This is a genomic window from Epilithonimonas caeni DSM 17710, assembly GCF_000426465.1.
Classification (GTDB): Bacteria; Bacteroidota; Bacteroidia; order Flavobacteriales; family Weeksellaceae; genus Epilithonimonas; species Epilithonimonas caeni.
This window is the reverse complement of record NZ_AUFK01000013.1, coordinates 245,787-265,338: the sequence shown is the minus strand read 5'-3', so window position 1 is coordinate 265,338 and position 19,552 is coordinate 245,787. Positions and strand designations below refer to the sequence as shown.

The window sequence follows — 19,552 nt, the reverse complement described above, 5'->3', positions numbered from 1 at the left end:
TTCTTTGTCATTAATAGCTATGTTTTACTTCAAGCTCTCAAAACTACGTTTGATAAAATCCGTCAGCTCTTTTCCTTTCAAAAGATTCTGAGACAATTTTGCCAAATCCAAAGCCTGATTGATCATTGCTTTTTTCTCATCAGCATTGTCTTTTTTCAATAATTCTCCTGCGAAATCAGAGTTAGAATTCACCACCAGATTATACATCTCCGGGAAACCGCCCATTGCAAACATTCCGCCACCGCCAGTAGCCTGCATATCTTTCATCCTTCTGAAAAACTCCGGCTGAGTCAATGTAAACGGCGCATCCGTAGAATCCAAATCCTCCAACTGAACGGTAAATTTCTTGTCATTAATCGATTCCTCGATGTCTTTTTTCAAAGTCTCTTTATCCGAATCATTTAGTTTAGAAATCTTAGGCTCGTCTTTTTTGATTAAATTATTGATATGGTCTGCATCCACTCTCGCAAAAGAAACATTCTCTTTGGAAGCTTCCAATTTCTGGATGAGGTGCGGAACAATCGGAGAATCCAACAATAGAACTTCATAATCTTTTTCTTTCGCAGATTCGATATAGCTGTGTTGCTCATCGGCATTGCTAGCATAAAGAATCACGGTCTTTCCATCTTTATCCGTTTGAGTTGGTTTGATTTTCTCAATCAAATCGTTCCAAAGATAATATGTTCCGTCCGTAGTTGGATAAAGCGCAAACTTGTCAGATTTTTCAAAGAATTTGTCCTCAGAAATCATTCCGTACTCGATAACGATTTTGATATCATTCCATTTCTTTTCATAATCTTCACGGTTGTCATTTATCAATGAAACCATTTTGTCCGCCACTTTTTTCGTGATGTAAGAAGAGATTTTCTTCACCGCGCCGTCAGCCTGCAAATAAGAACGGGAAACGTTCAGCGGAATGTCCGGTGAATCAATCACACCTCTCAACAACATCAGGAAATCAGGAAGAATGCCCTTCACCTCATCTGTCACAAAAACCTGATTTTGATACAATTGTATTTTATCTTTCTCGATATTAAGATTGTTTCCTAGTTTCGGGAAGAACAAAACTCCCGTCAAGTTGAACGGATAATCCACATTCAGATGGATGTGAAACAACGGGTCTTCAAACTGCATCGGATACAATTCTCGGTAGAAATTGTTGTAATCCTCATCCTCCAGTTCAGACGGTGATTTTGTCCAGGCCGGGTTGGTATTATTGATGATATTATCAACTTCAATTGTTTCCGGTTTCGCATCTTCAGCAGCACCTTCCGGCAAAGGCAAAGTTTCAGTTTTAGTCCCAAATTTAATTGGAATCTGATTGAATTTATTATACTTTGTCAAAAGCTCACGGATTCTGAATTCCTCCAAAAACTCCGTAGAATCATCTGCGATATAAAGAATAATTTCCGTTCCTCTGCCAGATTTTTCCGTTTCTTCAAGCGTATATTCCGGACTTCCGTCACAAACCCAGCGAACAGCTTTCGAATCTTCCTTGTAAGATTTAGTCAAGATTTCCACTTTCTCCGCCACCATAAACGCCGAATAAAATCCAAGACCAAAATGCCCTATAATACCGGCATCTTTAGCAGAATCTTTATATTTTTCCAGAAATTCCTCAGCACCGGAAAAAGCCACCTGATTGATATATTTCTCAACCTCTTCACCAGTCATCCCGATTCCATGGTCTTTGATGGTCAGCGTTTTCGCATCTTTATCAATTTTCACTTCGATGATAGGATTGCCATATTCCACCTTCGCCTCGCCAATCGTGGTGAGATGTTTTAGTTTCGTGGTCGCATCCGTCGCATTAGAAATCAACTCACGCAAAAAAATCTCGTGGTCGCTGTAAAGAAACTTTTTGATCAGCGGAAAAATATTTTCCACAGACACATTAATACTTCCTGTTGACATATTTATATTATTTTTTATTTTAAAATTTGAAAGTCAAATCTCAAAAAAAAGACCATCCAAAAATTTATGACAAATTGTCGCTTGACTAAACCACAAAGAACACAAGTTATTACAGAATGCAATTTTTAATCTCTGCGTTCCTTGCTAAGTCTTACGCCTTTTGTATCTTAAAGCATTTGACTAATTCAAAAAATCTTTGCGTGCTTTGAGTTCAAAAATTACAAAAGTTTATAACAAAAAATTTGACGAAGTCAAATCTTTGCGCCTTAAAAGCATAGAATTGCACAAAAACCTTTCGTGTCTTTGTGTTTAAAATTCATTGCTATAATTATTACAAAAACTTTTCTGTCTTTTGTGGTTTATCACATTTTCAAAAATCCTTACATTTACTTTCATCAAGACAAAAGCAAGATGCGCCACAAAATAAAAAACCAAAACCCTGATTTTCAAAATATTGAATTCAATTCGAATTCAGAAAATTACACTTTTGAAAAAGACGGGTTGGAACTTAAATCAAAATATTCTGCAGAAGATGTAAAAAACGAAAGCATTTTGAATGGCTCGGCAGGCATTGCGCCTTTTCTTCGAGGTCCGTATTCCACGATGTACGTTCAGAAACCTTGGACCATCCGTCAGTATGCAGGATTTTCCACAGCCGAAGAATCCAATGCATTTTATAGAAGAAACTTGGCAGCCGGACAAAAAGGACTTTCAGTAGCTTTTGATTTGGCAACGCATAGAGGTTACGATTCCGACCACGCAAGAGTCGTTGGCGATGTTGGAAAAGCAGGCGTTGCGATTGATTCGGTTGAGGATATGAAGATTTTGTTTGACCAGATTCCATTGGATGAGATTTCGGTTTCTATGACAATGAACGGCGCTGTTTTACCGATCTTATCTTTCTATATTGTGGCTGCAGAAGAGCAAGGCGTTTCCCAGGACAAACTTTCTGGGACGATTCAAAATGATATTCTGAAAGAATTTATGGTTAGGAATACCTACATCTATCCACCGACACCATCAATGAAAATCATCGCCGATATTTTTGAATATACTTCTAAAAACATCCCGAAATTCAACTCGATTTCGATTTCCGGTTATCATATGCAGGAAGCCGGAGCAACGCCGGTTTTGGAAATGGCTTACACTTTAGCAGACGGTCTGGAATATGTCAGAACCGGAATCAAAGCCGGAATGAACGTTGATGATTTTGCTCCGAGACTTTCTTTTTTCTGGGCTATCGGAATGAACCATTTTATGGAAATCGCCAAAATGCGTGCTGCGCGTTATATTTGGGCCAATCTTTTGACACAGTTCAATCCACAGAATCAAAAATCATTAGCTTTAAGAACGCATTCCCAAACATCCGGATGGAGTTTGACAGAACAAGAACCTTTCAATAATATCACAAGAACTGCTATTGAAGCATTGTCTTCGGCTTTAGGCGGAACACAGTCTTTACATACGAATGCTTTGGACGAGGCAATCGCTTTACCAACCGATTATTCTGCAAAAATTGCAAGAAATACCCAAATCATTCTTCAACAGGAAAGCGGAATCTGCGACGTGGTTGACCCGATGGGTGGAAGTCATTTAGTCGAATCATTAACCCAGCAGATGATTGACGAAGCTATGAAATACATTGATGAGGTCGAAAAAGAAGGCGGAATGACCAAAGCTATCGAAGCCGGAATCCCGAAAATGAGAATCGAGGAAGCTGCCGCGAGAAAACAAGCGAAAATAGATAGTGGAGAAGAATTTATCATCGGTGTTAATTCCTTCAAATCCAATCTAAAACAAACCGACATCGATATTCTCGACATCGATAATACAGAAGTCCGCCGAAAACAAATCGAACGACTGGAAAAAATAAAAGCCGAACGTAACACCGAGGCGGTGAGCCAAATATTAAATAAAATTCGAGATTGTGCGAAAACAGGCAATGGAAATCTTCTCGAACTTTGTATAGAAGCAGCCCACAGAAGAGTAACACTTGGCGAAATGAGCGATGCGATGGAAGAAAGCTTCGGACGTTATAAAGCCAATATCAGAACCATATCAGGAGTTTATGCTATGAATGCAGGAAAAAATGAATATTTCGAAAAAGCCGTTGCCTTAAGTCAGAAATTTGAAGATGCAGAAGGAAGACGACCAAGAATTATGGTTGCTAAAATGGGACAGGACGGCCATGACCGCGGTGCAAAAGTAGTTGCAACGGCTTTTGCAGATATGGGATTCGATGTAGATGTTGCTCCATTGTTCCAAACGCCAGAAGAGGTTGCGAAACAAGCAGTAGAAAATGATATTCATATTTTAGGCGTTTCTTCTTTGGCTGCTGGTCACAAAACTTTGGTTCCGCAAGTTGTTGAGGAGCTGAAAAAACTAGGAGCAGATGATATTACCATCGTTGTTGGTGGTGTAATTCCGCAACAGGATTATGAATTTTTATATGCCAATGGTGCAGATTTTATTTTCGGTCCGGGAACTAATTTACCGAAATGTGCAGTGGAGATTTTGGAAAAATTTTTAGCTTAAAAAATTTGTAATTAAATTTTATTTCTATATTTGCATCTGAAAATCAAGTTCAACCAACAAAAAAACAACGAAGCAATGTTCAAATACAATCAACATACATCTGTAGGATTGCCTTTTGCAAAGGCGAGGCTTCGTGGTTTGGTACACTCTTAGAATAACAGTACAATGAAATATCAAAACCCGAAGTCGTAAGATTTTCGGGTTTTTTATTGCGCAATATTTCAAACTCAAAACAGTTTCCCCGAAATCAATTTTTATTAGGAGCTTAATCCCGCTTTCCGTTGCAATCTTTTTTGCCAGACGTTTTGTCAGGCTGAGGCTCTCGAAGCCCAAGCAAAAAAGGATTTCCACTGCAATCGGGGCTAGGGGTTTCGTCTCCCAATCAACATTTGTCATAAAAACATTGTGACAAAAAACTACTCAACTAAAATATTAGTTGAGAAATATTCGATGCAAGAATATATAAATCTCGTGTCTAATATTTAATTGAATATCCGTAATCAAAATGGCTAAGCTTTGCTGAGTTTTACGCCTTTGCGAACCTTAAAGCAGATAGTTGTCCAAAAAAACTTTGCGGACTTTGCGTTTAAATCTGCATTGAGCTTGAAACTGGATATTCAAATTCATAACATCTTATTTAAAAACAATGGGAAATTTAAAACTTAAAGGAAAAGATATATTAAAATTAGGTTATCCAAATAATCAGAGCGTCAACATCGCTTTGGAAGTCATGAAAAGGAATTTTGCAACCAAAAATATTCACCACGTAAAATCTCTTTTAAAGGAAATCCTGCAAGCACCGGAAGAATTTGAAAAAGATTTAACCTTCGGACAAATTGCAGAAGCTTTGCTTTCATCAAAGAAAACAGAAAAAAGAATGCTCAACACCAACCGAGCAACTTTCAATATTTTCGGAAACAATATTTCAGATGAAGCAAAAAACCAACTGTACACCGCGTTGAAACTTCCAATTTCGGTGCAGGGAGCTTTAATGCCTGATGCGCACAGCGGTTACGGACTTCCAATTGGTGGAGTTCTAGCAGTTGAAAATGCTGTGATTCCTTATGGAGTCGGGATGGATATCGGTTGCAGGATGTCACTTAGTATTTTGGATACTCCTGTTTCATATCTTGACGGGGCGAGAGATAAATATGAAAAAGCGCTTGCAGAACACACCAAATTTGGAATGTACGAAACGCACAAATCCCACATCGACCACGAAATTTTCGACAGAGATACGTTCGATTTGATTCCGATTTTGAGAAGATTAAAGGGAAAAGCCATCAAGCAAATGGGAAGTTCCGGCGGTGGAAATCACTTTGTGGAATTCGGAGAAGTGGAAATCACGGAAGAAGACGAACAAATCAATCTTCCAAAAGGAAAATACCTAGGGATTCTTTCACACAGCGGTTCTCGTGGATTGGGAGCAGAAATCGCTCAGTATTATTCGAGAGTGGCGACAGAACAATGCCCGTTGCCAAAAGAAGCACAAAACTTCGCTTGGCTAGATTTGAACACGCATCTCGGTTTAGAATATTGGACAGCGATGAATTTGGCCGGAGATTACGCTTCGGCTTGTCACGACGACATTCACAGAAGATTGGTAAAAGCTGTCGGAGGAAGAGTAAAAGCCAGAATCGAAAACCATCACAACTTCGCATGGAAAGAAATCCACAACGGAAAAGAAGTGATCGTTCACAGAAAAGGGGCAACTCCTGCCAAGGAAAATGAATTGGGAATGATTCCCGGTTCTATGACGGCAAAAGGTTTTATCGTTCGTGGAAAAGGAAATCCGGATTCGTTGAACTCGGCTTCACACGGCGCCGGAAGAGCTTTTTCAAGAGGAGAATGCAGAAGCCTGTTCACTCAAAATGACATCAAAAAAGAATTAAAATTGAAGAATGTCACATTGATAGGAGGCAATGCCGAAGAAGCACCGATGGCGTACAAAGACATCAATGAAGTGATGAACGCACAAAGTGAACTGGTCGATATTCTTGGAACTTTCCAACCACGAATTGTGAGAATGGATAAATAATTTGGTTGAAAGTTGATGGTTGTTAGTTGATAGAAATCTTTCTGCCAACGACTATCAACCGACAACCATCAACAAACAAAAAACAATGGACAAAATAATACAAATCACCTCGGGAAGAGGACCTTTGGAATGTCAATGGGTCGTTGCCAAAGTTCTGAAGGCTTTCCTTGAGGAAGCAAAACAAAATAAAATCGATTACGAAATTATCTACCGTGAAAATGGCGATGAAAACCTGACCTTGAAATCTGTGACTCTTCTTTTAAAAGGAAAAGAAATCAATGAATTTCTTAAAAGCTGGCTTGGAAGTATTCTTTGGATTGGGAAAAGTACATTCAGAAAACTGCATAAGAGAAGCAATTGGTTTATCGGGATTTTCGAACTGGAAGGTTTGGAGAAAATTAATTTTAATGAAAAAGATATCCGGTTTCAGACAACGAGAAGTCAGGGAAGTGGCGGACAAAACGTGAACAAAGTTGAAACCGCAGTTCGTGCAACGTATTTGAAAACTGGACAAAGTGTATTCGTGCAGGATTCCCGCTCGCAGTTAGAAAATAAAAAACTTTCGGTTGAAAGGCTGAAAGAAAAAGTTTTGGAACAGAATATCATCCAGCTTCAAAAACAAATGCAGGAAACATGGAACAATCATCTGAATGTTCAGAGAGGAAACCCGGTCCGAACTTTTTCGGGAACAGATTTTAAAAAGAATCATCAGGAAAAATCTTTTAAAAAAGAAAGAAATCAACTGAAAAATGAATTAAAAAACTACGGAAATGACCTTAACTAAAAGTAAATATTATTTCGAAGCTTTGGATAATTATCCTTACAGCTTGCCAGAAAGTCTGGAAGCATTGAATTATGCCTTGTCTTACGACCCGGAAGATTCAGACAGTCTTTGTCTGATGGGAAGAATCTATAGCGAAATGCTCAACGATTATGAAAAAGCAAAACTCTATTTTGAGGAAGCGATGCAGTGCGACATTACAAACCTTAACACGCCAAGATATTACATCAAATGTCTTTTGGATAATGAGGATTTGGACGAAGCAGAAAAACTCATCGAATATTCTCTGAAAATAAAAGGAATCGATAAATGCAGAATCTTAATCCAAAAATCTTATCTATTTGAGATAAAAATGGATTTCAAAAAAGCAATGGAAATTTTGAAAGAAGCGAAGAATTTCGCTTACGACCAACAGATGCTGGACTTTTTGAAGGGCAAGGAAAAATTCATCAAAGAGAAAATGCCGAAGAAACCAGGAGCAAAAAGCAAAAAAAGCAAGAAAAAGGAAGCCAATTAATGGTTTCCTTTTGTTTTAATTCCAATTTTATTTCTTCGCATTAACCGTTACATAAGCCAGGACCCAATTGGTTTCATCCGGATTGAGCTTCGCTTTCGGAGCCATTCTTGCGATGATCTTGTTCCATTGTTCCGGAGTATGATCGGAAGCTTCCGGAAGTCCGTGGCATTTGCCACAGCGCGCATCAAACATGGTTTTACCTTTAGTCACATATTCTGCGCTGGTATTGATAGAAACCGTTGAGGTTGCAACTGTTTTTGTTGTGCACGAGTAGATAATTGCGCCTACAAAACATAAGGCATATATCGTTTTTTTCATATTTTTGGACTTTATTCTTATCAAAAATAGAAAATATAAGAATCGAAAATTATCCCAATCCTAATTTGTAATAATTCCAAATGACAAAACCAATCAGCCTTCAGGATTACATCGATGGAATTAGATCTTCTGACAAAAGGATCTTGGGAAAAGCCATTACTTTAATTGAAAGTAAGAAACCTGAACATCGAGAAATTGCAGATCAATTACTGAAAGAGATTCTTCCTTTTACCGGAAAATCTGTCCGAATCGGAATTACGGGCGTTCCCGGTGCAGGGAAATCGACTTTTATAGAAAGTTTTGGAAAATATGCGATTGAGCAAGGAAAGAAGGTAGCCGTTCTGGCGATTGACCCGAGTTCTTCTATCAATAAAGGAAGTATCCTTGGCGATAAAACAAGAATGGAGGAATTGGCAAAAGATCAGAATGCATTTATCCGGCCAAGTCCAAGTTCCGGATTTCTTGGCGGAATTGCGAATACGACCTTTGAAAGTCTTTTGATCTGCGAAGCGGCAGGTTTTGATTATATCCTGATAGAAACCGTTGGCGTTGGCCAAAGTGAAACTTTGGTGAATGATATTACCGACGTTTTTCTTTTCCTGAAAGTCATCGGGACTGGCGACGAATTGCAAGGAATCAAACGCGGAATAATGGAAATGGCGGATCTGATCTTTATTAATAAAGTGAATCCTAAGAATCTTTCTAAGGCTAAAATGACGAAAACAGAACTCACAAGAGCCTTACAATTCATCACTCCGAAAGAGAAAAACTGGAAAATCCCGGTGATTCTTGGCTCAGCTCTGGAGAAAACAGGATTGGATGAGATTTATAATAAGATCGAGGATTATATCTCATTAAAGAAGAAAAACGGAACTTTCCTAGAAACCAGAAAAAATCAGGCTCAGAAAAGATTTGAATTTTGGGTAAGAGAATATATTCTTGAAAGGGCAAAAAACGACCATCTTTTGGAAAATTCTTTCATGGAACATAAAAAAAATGCTTCAGAACTGTTGTCTAATCCAAGTTCCGAAGCGAGTGATTTTGTAAAGAAATTATTGGGAAAATAATTATTTCGCAGCAGAAATATTTCCGTCAAAACTGATTGGCTGCCTATTATTGGATTGGACAGACAAAAAAGCACTTCCGTTTTTGAAGATCTCCAGACTGAAAATATAATTTTCCCTTTGGTCTGTTGGCGTGATCACAAAAAGTGTATTTCCTTTTTTACTTGTCGATTGTTTTACTGAGAATTCTTTAGATTCAAAGGTCAGACCTCCTTTTGTAGCATCACCAGGATTTACATTAAAAGCCCTTCCAAAATACGGCAAAGCAACACTGAACAAATCTTTTTTAAGATTGAATCCATAACCAGGGTCAAGATTCAAAAGTCGTGTGGAAGTCGAACCAGGCATCGAATTCAAAACATTAATGACATCATAATTGGTTGGAAACGCCCTCGTTGCATTGAAATCAAATTCTTTATTTTCTATCGAGGAATTTAAGGTTACCGGATCAAGATAAATTTGGCTTCCGCAACTCATTGTCATCAGCGCAAAACCTATCATCAATATAAAAGCTTTCATATTCATTATTTTAGAGAGTTATTGAATCAAAAATCGTACAAGCTTTAGATTCGATAAAGATAAAAAGGTTAATGGCTGTGCTCCAATTCTTTTTTACAGTCCGAGAATATCTTGAGGATCTTTTCTTCTTCATTTTCCCAACAAAGTTCGTCAGCGGCCACATTTAAGTTATGAAGGTAAGCGGCCTTCCCTTTCCCAAGAACTATTTTGATTTTTTCCGCAAGATGTTCCGGAGAATGATTCTCTATAATTTCACCAACGCCAAAAGTCTTAACAATATTTGACATTTCCGGAAAGTCGGAAACTACAACAGGGATTCGGGATTGGATATAATCGGAGATCTTGTTTGGTAAAGAATAAAAATAGCTTAAACCGTTATTTTCTTCGATGCTCAATCCAACGTCGGCTTTTGGTGTGATCTCCCGAAGTCTTTCAGGACGAAGTTTTCCCAGGAATTTGATTTTATTTTCGACTTTAGATCTTTTTGCGATTTCCCGGAATTCCTTTTCCATTGGTCCTCCGCCGGCAATCCAAAGCTCTGCATTTTCAATCGATTGCATTGCGAGAATGGCTTTATCGATTCCTCGGGAATAGTTCAGCCAGCCTTGATAGAGAATGATTTTGGTAGAATTTTCTGTTGTTCCGTTGAACTCGAGTTTTCTTGGTAAATTCCTTAGAACAACGGGTTTATTAATTCCATATTCTTTGGAAAACCAGTTAGCATAGGACTCACTTGCCGCTATCATTTTTTTGATTTTCGGCACGAAAGTCTTTTCTATCTTCTTCCAAATATGTTTTACCCAACGGCCTTGTATGGTGGGCATTTCTGTAAAGATCTCATGACTGTCAAAGACCAAAGGGATTCCCAATTTTTTGGAAACGAGATAATTTGGCATCAATGTTTCCAGATCATTGGCCAATAAAATGGTCTTATTGTCAGCATTCTTCTTGATTTCCTGATATAACTTTTTCTGATATTCTATATAAGCTAACCGGAGTGTTCTGGACTTCAAAGGGATCCTGAAAAAAGGATAAGGCCGTTCCATTTCTGGCGCCCCCAACCAATTATTTCCAATAAGAATCGGCTGATATCCACTATCATAAAGTGTTTTGCATACTTTTTCCACACGTTGATCCGTATACAGATTATTAAAAACACTTACGACAACTTTCATCTTAATCTTTTTTTATGATGTGATAAGTCTGGATAAAAGCGAGAATCGCATTCGGAATAATAATTGGCCAAAGCATCCCGCTATATATACCATAGATCACAAAACATATGCAGCCAAGCAAATTTACCGTTCTAATGGTAGTGATTTTTTTTAATAAGAAACTGCCGACCACAAAAGCAGAAGCCAAATAGCCGACATATTCTGACCAATTATCCATTTATTAATTTTTTTGAGGATTACAAACCTAAACATTTTTGAACTGAAAAAAAAATAATGTCAGAAAGTCCTGTTTTTTCTAATGGCAATCTATTTGCAGCCAAATATTTAAATTTTACAATAATTTATTGTAGGATTGATCATAAAAAACATAACTTAGTGTATAATTTTAATTATGGATTATAAATTTTCAGACGGTTTGAACCGCGTGTTCAAGCAAAGCAAAAATGAAGCAAGGCGTTTGCAGAGCGAATTTCTGAATACTGAGCATTTCCTTTTAGGAATCATCAAAACTGAAAATTCTGCAAAAGAGATTCTCGAAAATCTAAGCGCGGACCTTACCCAGATAAAGCGAAAAATAGAGACCCTAAGCGCTGTGAACAGCAATCCTTTCACTGCAAATATGGGAAGCATCTCTTTTACCAAAATGGCCGATCAGGCTGTTAAAAGATCAGAATTGGAATGTCGCCAGTATCAATCGGCCGACATCAATACTGTGCATCTTTTGTTAGGCGTATTATATAAGCAAGAAGATCCCACATCAAGCATTCTTCAGGCTTATGATATCGATTATGATGCTGTACAGAAAGAGTATCGAAAAATGCTTAAAAATACCGATCAGCTTCCACAAAACAGCGCTTACGATGATGATGAGGAAAAAGATGAACCTTACAGCCAAATGAAAAAGCCAACGGGAAATCTTGGTGCCCAGAAAAGCAAAACACCTACTTTGGATAACTTTGGTCGTGATTTGACGGCACTTGCAAGAGACGGAAAATTGGATCCCGTTATCGGGCGTGAAAAGGAGATCGAGCGTGTTTCTCAGATCTTGTCAAGAAGAAAAAAGAACAATCCTCTTTTGATCGGTGAGCCTGGTGTAGGTAAATCCGCGATTGCAGAAGGTTTGGCTTTGAGAATTCAGCAGAAAAAAGTTTCCCGAGTCCTTTACGGCAAGCGTGTGATCACTTTGGATCTTGCAAGTCTTGTCGCCGGAACCAAATACCGTGGACAATTCGAAGAAAGAATGAAAGCGATAATGACAGAGCTTGAAAAAAACAGAGATGTCATCCTTTTCATAGATGAGCTGCATACAATTGTTGGCGCAGGGAGTTCTACAGGAAGTCTGGACGCATCCAATATGTTCAAACCGGCTTTGGCAAGAGGAGAGATCCAATGCATCGGAGCAACAACTTTGGACGAATATCGTCAGTACATCGAGAAAGATGGAGCTTTGGAAAGAAGATTCCAAAAAGTAATGGTTGAACCGACTTCTATTGAGGAAACAATTCAGATCCTTCATCAGATCAAAGATAAGTATGAAGACCATCACAATGTTCATTACAGTGATGAAGCCATTAATGCCTGCGTTAATTTGACAGCAAGATATATTACAGACAGATTCCTTCCTGACAAAGCAATCGATGCGATGGACGAAGCCGGATCTAGAGTTTATATCAAGAACATGAAGGTTCCTACTGAGATCATCGACCACGAATCTCGTATAGAAGAAGTGAAAGAACTGAAGCAAAAAGCAGTTAAAGCCCAAGATTATCTGGAAGCAAGAAAATTGAAGGACGAAGAGGAAAGACTCCAAATCGAATTGAACCTTGCCCAGGAACAATGGGACAAAGATGTAAAAGAGAAAAAAGAAGAAGTCACAGAAGAAAGTGTTGCCGAAGTAGTTTCTATGATGAGCGGTGTTCCTGTGACCAAGGTTGGGAAAAATGAGCTTGATAAGCTGGCTCAAATGGATGATAAACTGAACGGAAAAGTAATCGGTCAGGAAGACGCTGTGAAAAAAGTGGTAAAAGCCATTCAAAGAAACAGAGCAGGCCTAAAAGATCCGAACCGTCCGATTGGAACATTCATTTTCCTTGGAACAACAGGTGTTGGTAAAACAGAATTGGCAAAGGTAATGGCACGCGAATTATTTGATTCAGACGAAGCTTTGATAAGGATTGATATGAGCGAATATATGGAGAAATTCGCGGTTTCCAGACTGGTTGGAGCGCCTCCGGGATATGTAGGTTATGAGGAAGGTGGTCAATTGACGGAAGCTGTCAGAAGAAAACCTTATGCAGTGGTTCTTTTGGATGAAATCGAAAAAGCACATCCGGATGTTTTCAATATATTATTGCAAATTCTGGACGAAGGTTTCGTAACGGATTCTCTTGGAAGAAAAATCGATTTCAGAAATACGATCATCATTTTAACTTCCAATATCGGAACCAGAGACCTGAAAGATTTCGGAGACGGTGTAGGATTCGGAACTTCTGCAAAGAAAACCAATACCGATGCAAGAGCAAGATCGACAATAGAAAGTGCCTTGAAAAAAGCATTTGCTCCAGAATTCCTGAACAGAATCGATGATATTATTATCTTCAATTCTCTTGTACAGACCGACATCAGAAAGATCATTGACCTTGAGTTAGGAAAACTTTACAGCAGATTAGAAAAATTGGGCTATAAAGTTGAATTGACAGAGGAAGCCAAAGACTTCATTGCAGAGAAAGGTTGGGACAAAGATTTTGGAGCGAGACCTCTCAAACGTGCCATCCAAAAATACATCGAAGACCTATTAGCAGAAATGCTCGTCAATAAACAATTTAGCGAAGGCCAACAGGTTGTTTTGAAAGTCAATGAAGCTAAAGATGGATTGGAAGGGGAAGCCCATAAAGAAAAAAAAGAAAGTGTAAAATAAGTTACATAGAATAAACATGACCACCTTTTTTGAGGTGGTCTTTTTATATTATGGAAGAATCATTGAAAGAATATCTATTGAAAAATATTCCTGGACTTAATAAAGAAGACCTGGAAATACTTTTGCCCGACCTCTCTTTCAGAAGACGCAATTCTGGAGATATTTTTATACAGCCGGGTGAGAATAATAAAAAAGTCTACTACATTAAAAGTGGTATTGTCCGTGTGTATCATCTTCTAGATAATGGGACAGAAAAAACCGTTCTTTTTCATAACAAGAAAAGTTTCGTCGGTAATTATGACGGTATCATCTATAACCGCCCATCAAGGTATTTTTATCAGTCCATTGGAGAAACCGAGGTTTTTGAATCGACCTATGATGCTATAGACCAGGGCTCTCAGAAAAGCATTACGCTCAATAATCTAAGAGGTAATATGTTTCTGATGATGATAGGTATTCTATTGAAAAACATTGAAGATTTTGTACTTCTCAATCCTGAGGAAAGATACCAAAAACATTTGGAAGAGAATGCAAATGTGCTTCAAAAAGTCCCATCGAAATACATCGCTTCCCTTCTGGGAATCACGCCGGTATCTCTCAGCAGAATAAAAAAAAGAATTTTAAAGGAAATTAACAAACGTTAATTTTTTATCCAAAAATTCATTATAATTTTGCAGTCCCTTATAAGGCCCTCTATAGCTTGTTTAAACACGAATGATGAACTATTAGGAGGGCTTTATCTTTTACTATAATCCTACTACAAATCCCACACTTGGGATAAATCCTGTACTGAAAACACTTTTATTCTCTTTCCAAAGTACATTATACATTATTCCGAACTGTGCAAATGCATTATTTCCAATATTTTGCATATATCCACCGCCAAGATAAAGAGCCGTTTCATCAGTATTGAATTTATATCCTGTATATTTCTCTTTAGAGTTAATGAAATATTGCTGAAGATTGGCCCCAACAAAAAATGAACGGGCAAAATAATAATTAGCAAAAGGACCTACTCCAAACATTGTAGAGCTGTAGTAATCATCTTTTTGCCAGGAAACATTTCCGATTAATCCTCCTTCCAATTGATCAGTGATTTTGTAACCAACTCTTGGGGAAACCTGTAGATTAAAATATGAATTACTTCCAAAACCAACTCCCAAGCCACCACCAAAAGTCCAGCGATTGGTTTGAGCTCCAGAATTGATCGCAACTTGAGAAAAGCCAAGAATGCTGACCAGTATTAAATTTAATGTGAAAATTTTCTTCATAAGATTGTTTTTATCGATGTTTAAAATTATGGCTTTTTTGGCGAATAATTTAATCGTATTTTTGCAACCTCAAACTAAGAACTCCCGTCAAGAGTTTCGTAAAATTGAAATCAAATGAAAATAGTAGTTGGCCTCTCCGGAGGCGTAGATTCTAGCGTGACCGCTTATCTTTTGCAACAGCAGGGTCACGAGGTTATCGCTCTTTTTATGCGCAACTGGAATGATGCGTCGGTAACTTTGGAGGACGAGTGTCCCTGGATAGAAGACAGTAATGATGCGCTTCTCGTCGCACAAAAATTAGGAATTCCTTTTCAGGTTATTGATATGAGTGAACTCTACAAAGAAAGAATTGTAGATTATATGTTCGACGAATATCAGAAAGGCAGAACGCCCAATCCCGATGTGCTTTGTAACAGAGAAGTGAAATTCGATGTGTTTATGAAAACCGCTTTGTCACTTGGTGCTGAGAAAGTTGCAACGGGACACTATGCACGTGTGACTTCGACTTTTGATGAAAATGGGAAAGAAATTTTTCATCTTCTCGCCGGAAAAGATAACAACAAAGACCAAAGCTATTTCCTTTGCCAATTGAGTCAAGACCAATTATCAAAAGCATTATTTCCAATTGGAGAATTAACAAAACCTGAGGTTCGTGAAATTGCGAGAGAACAAGGTTTGGTAACAGCTGACAAGAAGGATTCACAAGGACTTTGTTTCATCGGAAAAGTGAGTTTGCCAACTTTTCTTCAACAGCAATTGGTTCCAAAAGAAGGCGAAATTGTGGAAATCTTCAATGATTTTGCTGAATATCATAAAGAAGTTCCAACTTTTAATTCTAAATTAGAAGAATTAGAATATCTGTCTGCGAAAATCAATTATAAAAAAGAGGACGGAAAAGTGATCGGAAAGCATCAGGGTGCACAGTTTTTTACCATCGGGCAAAGTAAAGGATTGGGAATCGGCGGACACAAAGAGAGTTGTTTCATCATCTCCAGAGAAATGGAAAACAACATTATTTTTGTGGGTGAAGGCAAAAGTTTTCCAGGACTTTTTCGAAAAGCTTTGAAAATCGACAACTCAGAAGTGCACTGGGTTCGCGAAGATTTAAGGTTGAAAAACGGAGAATCTATGGAAGTTATGGCAAGAATCCGTTACCGCCAGACTTTGGAAAAAGCGAGGATTTATCAATTCGAAGAAGGCTTTTTTATGGAATTTGAAAATCCTCAATCGGCGATTGCTGAAGGGCAATTTGCGGCTTGGTATTTGGAAGATGAATTGATTGGAAGTGGTGTTATCAGCTAATTTCGAAATTTATATAAATCTAAAAATCACTTCTTTTGCAGAAGTGATTTTTATTTAATTTCCAGCCAGCCAATCTTTAAAATCCTTCACCCGTTCTCTGCTTACCGTAATTTCTTCATTCGGTTGGAAGTCTAAATCAACTTTGTAATTTGGGGAAGTATGGATGTTCTTGATGTAATCTGAACTGATGATAAATTGTCTGTTCACCCGAAAAAATTTGGTTTCTTCCAAAACATTTTCCAATTCATCTAGCGTGAAATCTGTTGGAAAATTCCGTTCCTTGGTTTGGAGATAAACAATCTTATTTTCGCTAAAGAAACAACTGACCTCATTGATGGAAACCACTTTCAGATTATATCCGATTTTAACTAAAATTCTGGAAAGTGTTGTTTTCTCTTTTCGAACGATTTGTCTGATTTCCTGAGAATTAACAGCGCCGTCTTCCGGCAGGAATGATTTGAACTTTTCAATCGCTTTTGCCAGATCTTCTTCTTCAATGGGTTTCAAAAGATAATCAATACTATTTAACTTGAAAGCTTTCAAAGTATATTGGTCAAAAGCTGTTGTATAAATGATAAAAGCCTTGGTGGAGACTTTATCAAAAATATCAAACGATAATCCGTCACCCAGAACGATGTCCGAAAAAATAAGTTGCGGATGTTCATTTTGCTGAAACCAACCAACTGACTCTTCCACAGAATTAAGGCTTGTAACTAGTTCTAAATCAGAAAACAAACCCAATAATTTTTCCAGTCTTCTTACCGCCGGTTTTTCGTCTTCAATGATTATCGTTCTTATCATTTTTATAGTTTTTTTAATTGAATCGAAATTAGTGAAAATATTATTTTTCCTTATCCATTAATTTGCGAATTTTTCGCTGTTCCCAATCCTTTCCTAAGAAAACAAATCCAGCGTGAACTAAAATTATTATTCCCCAAACTATAAGGCTATAAAACTGATTTACTTTTATCTTCATATAACCTAGCTGATGATAAAGAATATTGAAAATTATCAATACAATATTTACAGAAACATAAGAAACTAAATGAGCATAGAAGCCTCTAATTTCCTTGACTCTTGTTTGCGCATTCAGATAACGGATTTTTTCATCCGACTTCTCTCCTTGCTTTCGATTTTCCATAAGAATCTATTTTAAATTACTTATACTTTTCCATTAATTCCCGAATTTTTCTCTCCTCCCAATCTTTTCCGAGAACAAACTGCGGAACAAAAACACTCAATCCGTGAGCTACCAAACCAATTCCCCAGAAGAATAAGGTGATGAAATTTTCTGCTTTGAAATAGCTTTCTCCCGGTTTCAGATTTTGAATATTAATCAAAAAAATCAGCAGATTTACAAGAATATAAATTATCAAATGTGTATAAAACCCTTTCAGCTTTTTTACTCTTCTTCTGGCTTCAAGATATTTTATATCGTCTTCTTTATTAATAATTTCCATTGTTTTGCTTTTTAATTTCTTTATTAATCATATCATTTTCCCAATCGGAATTGAAAAAAAATAACATTAAGCCTTTGATTGCCAGAATCAATGCCCAGATGATGAAAATCCAGGATACGTGCATCTCGCCAAGGTTTTGTGGGAATCCGTTTTTGAAGAATCTGACTCCGTAAACCACTCCGAATACGATTGCAAAAACGAGGATTCCGGAATAGAATTTTTTGATTTTTTGTGCTCTTTCCACCGCCATTGCGTAACGTGGATCTTCTTTATTAATATGTCCCATTGTGATTGATTTTAAATTATTTCTGATTGTTCATTATTTCACGAATCTTCTTTTCTTCCCAATTTTTACCGATTGCGAAGACAGTCATCCCGTGAGCCAGGAGTCCGATTCCCCAGCCCAGCATTGGCCAATAGAACCAAATTTGTTCAGGCGAAGTCAATAGATTGATGATGACTAAAAAAGGAATGACGATGCAGTAGGAAATCAGGTTGCCGTAGAATCCTTTCAGTTCTTTTACTCTTTTAACCGCCCTTTCGTAAGCAATATTTTCTGTTGTTTCTGATGTATAAGTTGTCATTGTCTGAGATTTTTTTTCGATTAATATGGGGATTTTGACTTTAAATGTCTGTTCTGATTTTTCTATGAAAACATTGTCTTTGGTAAGTAATGCGTAACGCTGGACGATATTTGCCAAACCAATTCCTGCGCTTTCTTTAAGTTGTTCTCTCACCTGGAGATTATTTTCGATTGAAAGAAATTTGCCTTCTGTAAAGATTCTGATGTTCAATGGTTTTGATGAGGTTGCGAAATTATGTTTGATACAGTTCTCCAATAATAATTGTAATGAAAGCGGAACTACAAATTTTTGCAAATCATCAGGATTAATGTCAAAAGTGAAATTCACACTGTCTTCAAACCTGGTTTTCAAAAGGTTGCAATAAATTTTGGCAAATTCTATCTCGTCTTCCACTTTTACCATTTCTTTGTCTTTCTGCTCCAGAACGTAACGATAGATCTTTGACATCGATGTCGTGAATTTCTGCGCCTGTTCCGGATTTTCATCAATCAAAGCGGTCAAGACATTCAAAGAATTGAAAAGGAAATGCGGATCCAATTGATTCTTCAAAGATTCGAATTGGGCGTTGGCAGATTTTGCAATCAGTTTCTGTTCTACAACTTCTTTTTTTGTGTTTTTCTTCAGTTCCTCCATAAAACCTTTGGCATGAAGAAAAGCTGAGATCATCAATGCAAAGTTTATCATAAACCAATTAGTGAAATTATATTTCCCGGAAAAAAAGTCCTCCGGAGTAGCCACTTTTTGGATTATAACAAAGTTGATATAATTACAAGCATAGACGACTATAAAATTGACAATAACGGTTGCTACGATTCCTAAAATAGTTCTGAGTCTGGTCTGTTCCGTCCACGAAAGTTTTTTATTAAGGAAATCATTTAGAAAACCATTACTCAAACCTAATCCGAAAGCATACATTGCCGAAATAACAAAGTTGTAACCAAAGCTTTCCAAAGTTTTTTCATCAGAGAAAAAAGTGAAGAAAAAAATGGACGAGCCAAGTGTAATCCACGTTAGTGTTATTAATGGTTTTTTATTCATATTCTAATTTCTTGGTTCAAAATTATGACAGAAAGAAAAGTTAAGCAATTATATATGACCGAACTGTTAAAAAATCCGACTGAACTGTAAAATGCCTTGTCAAGAATCTTAAATTTTTG

General features: G+C 37.4%; 19 protein-coding genes. 8 read left to right on the top strand and 11 right to left on the bottom strand.

Translation table 11 applies throughout. The features are described from left to right. Nucleotides 1–24: 24 nt before the first annotated feature. Complete coding sequence (htpG, locus tag K319_RS0106750; RefSeq protein WP_027382958.1) at nt 25–1,914, bottom strand: molecular chaperone HtpG; 1,890 nt, start codon at nt 1,912–1,914, stop codon at nt 25–27. A gap of 411 nt (nt 1,915–2,325) precedes the next feature. On the opposite strand from htpG, the gene scpA reads away from it, so the two are divergent. The 4 genes from scpA (at nt 2,326) to K319_RS0106725 (ending at nt 7,785) form a co-directional block, all read left to right on the top strand. Next, nucleotides 2,326–4,449 carry a methylmalonyl-CoA mutase gene (gene scpA / locus K319_RS0106745; RefSeq protein WP_027382957.1) on the top strand — a complete coding sequence of 708 codons (2,124 nt, stop codon included), beginning with the start codon at nt 2,326–2,328 and terminating at the stop codon, nt 4,447–4,449. A gap of 646 nt (nt 4,450–5,095) precedes the next feature. After that, entirely contained in the window at nt 5,096–6,487 is a 1,392-nt protein-coding gene (locus tag K319_RS0106735; protein ID WP_027382955.1) for an RtcB family protein, read from the top strand. 85 nt (nt 6,488–6,572) lie between these two features. Further along, nucleotides 6,573–7,271, top strand: a complete 699-nt coding sequence (prfH, locus tag K319_RS0106730; RefSeq protein WP_027382954.1) for a peptide chain release factor H — start codon at nt 6,573–6,575, stop codon at nt 7,269–7,271. Then, complete coding sequence (locus K319_RS0106725; protein ID WP_027382953.1) at nt 7,258–7,785, top strand: tetratricopeptide repeat protein; 528 nt, start codon at nt 7,258–7,260, stop codon at nt 7,783–7,785. The genes prfH and K319_RS0106725 overlap by 14 nt, the downstream gene beginning before the upstream one ends. 27 nt (nt 7,786–7,812) lie before the next feature. Here the strand turns inward: K319_RS0106725 and K319_RS0106720 are convergent, their stop codons facing one another. Continuing rightward, nucleotides 7,813–8,103: a c-type cytochrome gene (locus tag K319_RS0106720; protein WP_027382952.1), complete on the bottom strand. Its 291-nt coding sequence runs from the start codon at nt 8,101–8,103 to the stop codon at nt 7,813–7,815. 80 nt (nt 8,104–8,183) lie between these two features. On the opposite strand from K319_RS0106720, the gene meaB reads away from it, so the two are divergent. Continuing rightward, on the top strand, nt 8,184–9,170 hold the full coding sequence (gene meaB / locus K319_RS0106715; protein WP_027382951.1) for a methylmalonyl Co-A mutase-associated GTPase MeaB: 987 nt from the start codon (nt 8,184–8,186) through the stop codon (nt 9,168–9,170). On the opposite strand, the gene K319_RS0106710 is transcribed toward meaB, so the two are convergent. From K319_RS0106710 to K319_RS0106700, 3 genes are all read right to left on the bottom strand, one after another. Next, nucleotides 9,171–9,686 (bottom strand): DUF4251 domain-containing protein, encoded by a 516-nt coding sequence (locus tag K319_RS0106710; RefSeq protein WP_169712654.1) that lies wholly within the window; start codon nt 9,684–9,686, stop codon nt 9,171–9,173. It lies immediately after the preceding gene. Nucleotides 9,687–9,754: 68 nt separating this feature from the next. After that, the gene (locus K319_RS0106705) at nt 9,755–10,861 is read right to left on the bottom strand and encodes a glycosyltransferase (RefSeq protein WP_027382949.1); all 1,107 of its coding nucleotides are present in this window, start codon (nt 10,859–10,861) and stop codon (nt 9,755–9,757) included. A 1-nt stretch (nt 10,862) separates the two neighbouring features. After that, nucleotides 10,863–11,078 (bottom strand): hypothetical protein, encoded by a 216-nt coding sequence (locus K319_RS0106700; protein ID WP_027382948.1) that lies wholly within the window; start codon nt 11,076–11,078, stop codon nt 10,863–10,865. Between the two features lie 174 nt (nt 11,079–11,252). Between K319_RS0106700 and K319_RS0106695 the strand changes: the two genes are divergently transcribed. Together K319_RS0106695 and K319_RS0106690 are read left to right on the top strand one after the other, a co-directional pair. After that, on the top strand, nt 11,253–13,778 hold the full coding sequence (locus K319_RS0106695) for an ATP-dependent Clp protease ATP-binding subunit (RefSeq protein WP_027382947.1): 2,526 nt from the start codon (nt 11,253–11,255) through the stop codon (nt 13,776–13,778). Between the two features lie 50 nt (nt 13,779–13,828). Continuing rightward, nucleotides 13,829–14,422, top strand: a complete 594-nt coding sequence (locus tag K319_RS0106690) for a Crp/Fnr family transcriptional regulator (protein WP_027382946.1) — start codon at nt 13,829–13,831, stop codon at nt 14,420–14,422. 102 nt (nt 14,423–14,524) lie between these two features. On the opposite strand, the gene K319_RS0106685 is transcribed toward K319_RS0106690, so the two are convergent. Then, nucleotides 14,525–15,049: a hypothetical protein gene (locus K319_RS0106685; RefSeq protein WP_027382945.1), complete on the bottom strand. Its 525-nt coding sequence runs from the start codon at nt 15,047–15,049 to the stop codon at nt 14,525–14,527. Nucleotides 15,050–15,163: 114 nt separating this feature from the next. On the opposite strand from K319_RS0106685, the gene mnmA reads away from it, so the two are divergent. Further along, the gene (gene mnmA / locus K319_RS0106675) at nt 15,164–16,351 is read left to right on the top strand and encodes a tRNA 2-thiouridine(34) synthase MnmA (RefSeq protein ID WP_027382944.1); all 1,188 of its coding nucleotides are present in this window, start codon (nt 15,164–15,166) and stop codon (nt 16,349–16,351) included. Nucleotides 16,352–16,405: 54 nt separating this feature from the next. On the opposite strand, the gene K319_RS0106670 is transcribed toward mnmA, so the two are convergent. From K319_RS0106670 to K319_RS0106650, 5 genes are read right to left on the bottom strand one after another with little or no spacing between them, the layout of a single operon-like run. After that, a complete protein-coding gene (locus K319_RS0106670; protein ID WP_084403411.1) occupies nt 16,406–17,152 on the bottom strand; it encodes a LytR/AlgR family response regulator transcription factor in 747 nt (248 codons plus the stop codon). 40 nt (nt 17,153–17,192) lie between these two features. Continuing rightward, on the bottom strand, nt 17,193–17,492 hold the full coding sequence (locus K319_RS0106665; protein ID WP_027382942.1) for a 2TM domain-containing protein: 300 nt from the start codon (nt 17,490–17,492) through the stop codon (nt 17,193–17,195). Between the two features lie 16 nt (nt 17,493–17,508). Continuing rightward, entirely contained in the window at nt 17,509–17,811 is a 303-nt protein-coding gene (locus tag K319_RS0106660; protein ID WP_027382941.1) for a 2TM domain-containing protein, read from the bottom strand. Further along, nucleotides 17,798–18,097 carry a 2TM domain-containing protein gene (locus K319_RS0106655; protein ID WP_027382940.1) on the bottom strand — a complete coding sequence of 100 codons (300 nt, stop codon included), beginning with the start codon at nt 18,095–18,097 and terminating at the stop codon, nt 17,798–17,800. Before K319_RS0106655 ends, K319_RS0106660 begins: the two co-directional genes overlap by 14 nt. A gap of 16 nt (nt 18,098–18,113) precedes the next feature. Next, nucleotides 18,114–19,433: a 2TM domain-containing protein gene (locus tag K319_RS0106650; protein ID WP_027382939.1), complete on the bottom strand. Its 1,320-nt coding sequence runs from the start codon at nt 19,431–19,433 to the stop codon at nt 18,114–18,116. Between the last annotated feature and the right edge of the window lie 119 nt (nt 19,434–19,552).